Consider the following 3868-nt stretch of genomic DNA (forward strand, 5'->3'; position numbering starts at 1 on the left):
ACCATCGGCCAGCCCCACCAACGGCACACTCACCACATCCCCATCACGGAACAGCAATGGCCACTGCCGCCCTGGCAGCGGCGGCAGTGGCCATTGCTGTTCCGTGATGGGGATGTGGTGAGTGTGCCGTTGGTGGGGCTGGCCGATGGTGAAGACAGTGACAATAGTGAGCGCTGGTATTTGTTACCTTCAACCGCAATGTCACACTAGCAAGCCTTCCCGCATGTAATCCCGGCGCCGGGAGTTGTCCGTTCTGGCGCACAGTAAAATACGAAACGCCTGCTCGTTTCAGTATTCCTCCTCTGCCAGACTTGCGCTGACTGATCCCGAATCTCTTGCGTCTTCAACCCCAGCCGAAAAGGGAGTGCCATGCAGGCCCTTCAGCAACATTTGCAGCAGACCTTTCAGCTTCAGGCCTTTCGCCCCGGGCAGCAGGCAGTTATCGACGCATTGCTGGCCGGGCGTTCGGCGCTGGCGGTGTTTCCCACTGGCGGCGGTAAAAGCCTGTGTTACCAATTGCCGGCGTTGATGTTCAGTGGTGTGACCCTGGTGGTGTCGCCGCTGATTGCATTGATGAAAGACCAGGTGGATCAGCTTCACCGGCTGGGTATTACTGCCGCGCGGCTGGATTCCAGCGTGGATGCAGAGCAATTACAGAGTGTCTACCGAGGGCTGGATGACGGCAGTATCAAGCTGTTGTACGTGGCGCCGGAGCGCCTGGCCAATGAGCGGTTTCTGGCGCGTTTGAAGCGGCTGTCGATCAGCATGATGGCGGTGGATGAAGCGCACTGTGTTTCAGAATGGGGGCATAATTTTCGCCCGGATTATCTAAAGTTGGCGCAGCTTGCCGGCGATCTCAATGTGGGCAGGGTGTTGGCACTGACCGCGACGGCCACTCCCCAGGTGGCGAAGCAGATCTGCGACAGTTTTTCCATTGCCCGGGAAGATCATGTTCAGACTGGCTTTTTCCGCCCCAATCTGGCGCTGAATATTCGGCCCCACAATACCTCCGAACGGGATCAGGCATTGTTGGCGGCATTGCAGTCCCGGCCATCGGAGCCGGCCATCGTTTATGTCACTTTGCAGAAAACCGCCGAACAGGTGGCCGGGTTCCTGCAGGCGCAGGGGCTGCCGGCGCAGGCATATCATGCGGGGCTGAAGGATGACGAGCGCCACCGGGTGCAGGAAACTTTTATGGCTGGGCAGGGGAATATTGTCGTTGCCACCATCGCGTTCGGCATGGGCATCGACAAGGCCGATATTCGCGCGATTTATCACTACAACCTGCCCAAGTCCCTGGAAAACTACATGCAGGAAATCGGCCGGGCAGGGCGGGATGGCAAACCCTCCGAGTGTGTATTGCTGGCCGGTTCGGACGATCTGACCGTATTGGAGAATTTCAGTTACGGGGATACCCCGGACGGCGCATCGCTTGCGGGGTTGATCAACTGGCTGGTGGCCCGGCCCGAGCAATTCGACCTGTCTGTGCATGAATTATCCGGGCAGTTCGATGTGCGTCCTCTGGTGATCAACACACTGCTGACCTATCTGGAGCTGGAAGGGGTGGTTCGCGCCACGGCGCCATTTTATACGGAGTACAAGCTGGCTTTCCGGACGTCCCGGGATGACGTGATTAGTCAATTCAATGATGAAAGAGCCGACTTCCTGCAGCGGGTCTTCGCGACCGGGAAGCAAGGGCGCACCTGGCTGACCCTGAAGCCCATTGATGCTGCCGCAGAGCTGCAGGTTGACCGGCTTCGCATCCTCAAGGCGCTGGGTTATCTGGAACAGCAGGGGATGATTGAGCTGCGTGTGGCCGGGGTGCGCCAGGGATACCGGATGTTGCAGCGCCCGCAGGAGCCTCAGGCGCTGACCGCCAGAATGGAAGAGCAGTTTGGCGTGCGCGAACAACGGGATATCCAGCGGCTGCAGCAAGTGTGTGACTGGGCTGAGGGCAAGGGCTGTTACCAGCAGGCCCTGGTGAGCTATTTTGGCGAACGCTTGCCCGAACCCTGTGGGCAGTGCAGCCATTGCAAGGGCGAGCATTGGCCCATGACGGCACGCCATCGCCGTGTGCCTGACGCGGCGGTGATTCAGGCAGTGAGACAGGAAGGGCATGGGGCGCTGGCCACGCCCCGGCAACTGGCGCGCTTTCTTTGTGGTATCAGCAGCCCCCGAGCCAGCCGTGCCCGTCTGGGCCGGCATTCCGAGTTTGCATCGCTGATCGATGCGCCTTTTGCCGATGTGCTGGCGGCATGTGAGAAGCCCTGAGGCTGATCTCGGGCTCCCTGCCTCCGAGCTCGGTGGGGCGCAAGAGTGGATCGGTCCCTGAGCCTTGCTGCTCTCTCAGCCGCTTGGCCAACCATTTACAGGCAGTGCGCAATTCGGCGTAGCCGATGCCTGTACGGTTTGGGTATCACCACCTTTTTACGCTTTCGGGAGCGATTCCGATTGAGGCACGGGGCGGCTTCTGTTAACATTTTCTCCCGTCCTGATGTAGCGCAAGCTCCTGAATTTTCAGGTGTTCAATCGTCTCTTGCGAAGCTGGCCAACCCGATTTACGAAAGCTCCTTGCCCGTCTGTAACGTGCAGGGTGTTTTTTTTATGGGGGCCGGTACACACTGACGATGGTGCTATCAACCCACTAGCGATCTGGTGAGTGCATGTCTCGTTTCATCTTTGTCACCGGCGGTGTGGTGTCGTCTCTGGGGAAGGGGATTACCTCCGCGTCCCTGGCCACCCTGTTGGAAGCTCGCGGCCTCAAGGTCACCCTGATTAAAATGGATCCCTACATCAATGTGGATCCCGGCACCATGAGCCCTTACCAGCACGGTGAGGTGTTCGTGACCGAAGACGGCGCCGAAACCGACCTGGATCTGGGTCATTACGAGCGTTTTATTCGCACCCGCCTGAACCGCCGCAACAGCTTTACCACCGGCCGTGTCTATCAGCATGTGCTGGATAAAGAGCGCCGCGGTGAATACCTGGGCGCCACCGTCCAGGTGATCCCCCATATCACCGATGAGATCAAACTGAAGATCCGCGAAGGCGCGGGTGATGCGGATGTGGCCATCGTGGAAATTGGTGGTACTGCGGGCGATATCGAATCGCTGCCTTTCCTGGAAGCGGCCCGGCAGATGCGCGTGGAGCTGGGCTCCAGCCAGTCCCTGTTGGTGCACCTGACGCTGGTGCCGTACATCGCCACCGCCGGGGAAATCAAAACCAAGCCCACCCAGCACTCCGTGAAAGAGCTGCGTTCCATCGGGCTGCAGCCAGACATTTTGGTGTGCCGTGCGGATGACCCGATTCCGCAGAGCGCCCGGGAAAAAATTGCCCTGTTTACCAATGTGGAAGCCCGGGCGGTGATTTCCTCCCCGGACTGCAAGACCATTTACCAGGTGCCCCGTGGCATGCACGAGCAGGGCCTGGACGCCATCGTGGTGGAAAAGTTTGGCCTGGATCTGCCCGAACCGGATCTTGGCGAATGGGATCGTGTGGTGGAAGCACAACTGAACCCGGAAAACGAAGTCACCATCGGTATGGTGGGCAAGTACATCGAACTGGTCGATGCCTACAAGTCACTTAACGAAGCGTTGATCCATGCGGGTATCAGCAACCGCGCCAAGGTCAATATCCTCTATCTGGATGCGGAAGATATCGAGCGCGACGGCACCGGTGTGCTGGAAAGCCTGGATGCCATTCTGGTGCCCGGTGGTTTTGGTGACCGGGGGACCGAAGGCAAGATTGCCGCAATCCGTTATGCCCGCGAGAACAAGGTGCCATATCTGGGCATCTGTCTGGGTATGCAGCTGGCGGTGATCGAATATGCCCGTCACGTGGCAGGCATTGAAAAAGCCCATTCCTCAGA

Annotated in this window: 3 protein-coding genes; all 3 read left to right on the top strand. The window is 58.9% G+C overall.

Annotation, left to right across the window (positions count from 1 at the left end):
- On the top strand, window positions 1-210 hold a 210-nt coding region (locus A3730_RS00990; RefSeq protein ID WP_304439448.1), incomplete at its 5' end, for a TilS substrate C-terminal domain-containing protein.
- 159 nt (window positions 211-369) lie between these two features.
- Window positions 370-2271, top strand: a complete 1902-nt coding sequence (locus A3730_RS00995) for an ATP-dependent DNA helicase RecQ (protein WP_063518508.1) — start codon at window positions 370-372, stop codon at window positions 2269-2271.
- A 392-nt stretch (window positions 2272-2663) separates the two neighbouring features.
- Window positions 2664-3868, top strand: a 1205-nt coding sequence (locus A3730_RS01000; RefSeq protein WP_063537281.1) for a CTP synthase, incomplete at its 3' end; no start/stop codon positions are given.

The sequence above is a fragment of the Alcanivorax sp. HI0044 genome (genome assembly GCF_001634945.1).

What these genes read in the sequence shown, in the direction of transcription:
- A3730_RS00995 (WP_063518508.1), top strand. Translation starts at nt 370, where the DNA reads ATGCAGGCCCTTCAGCAACATTTGCAGCAGACCTTTCAGCTTCAGGCC.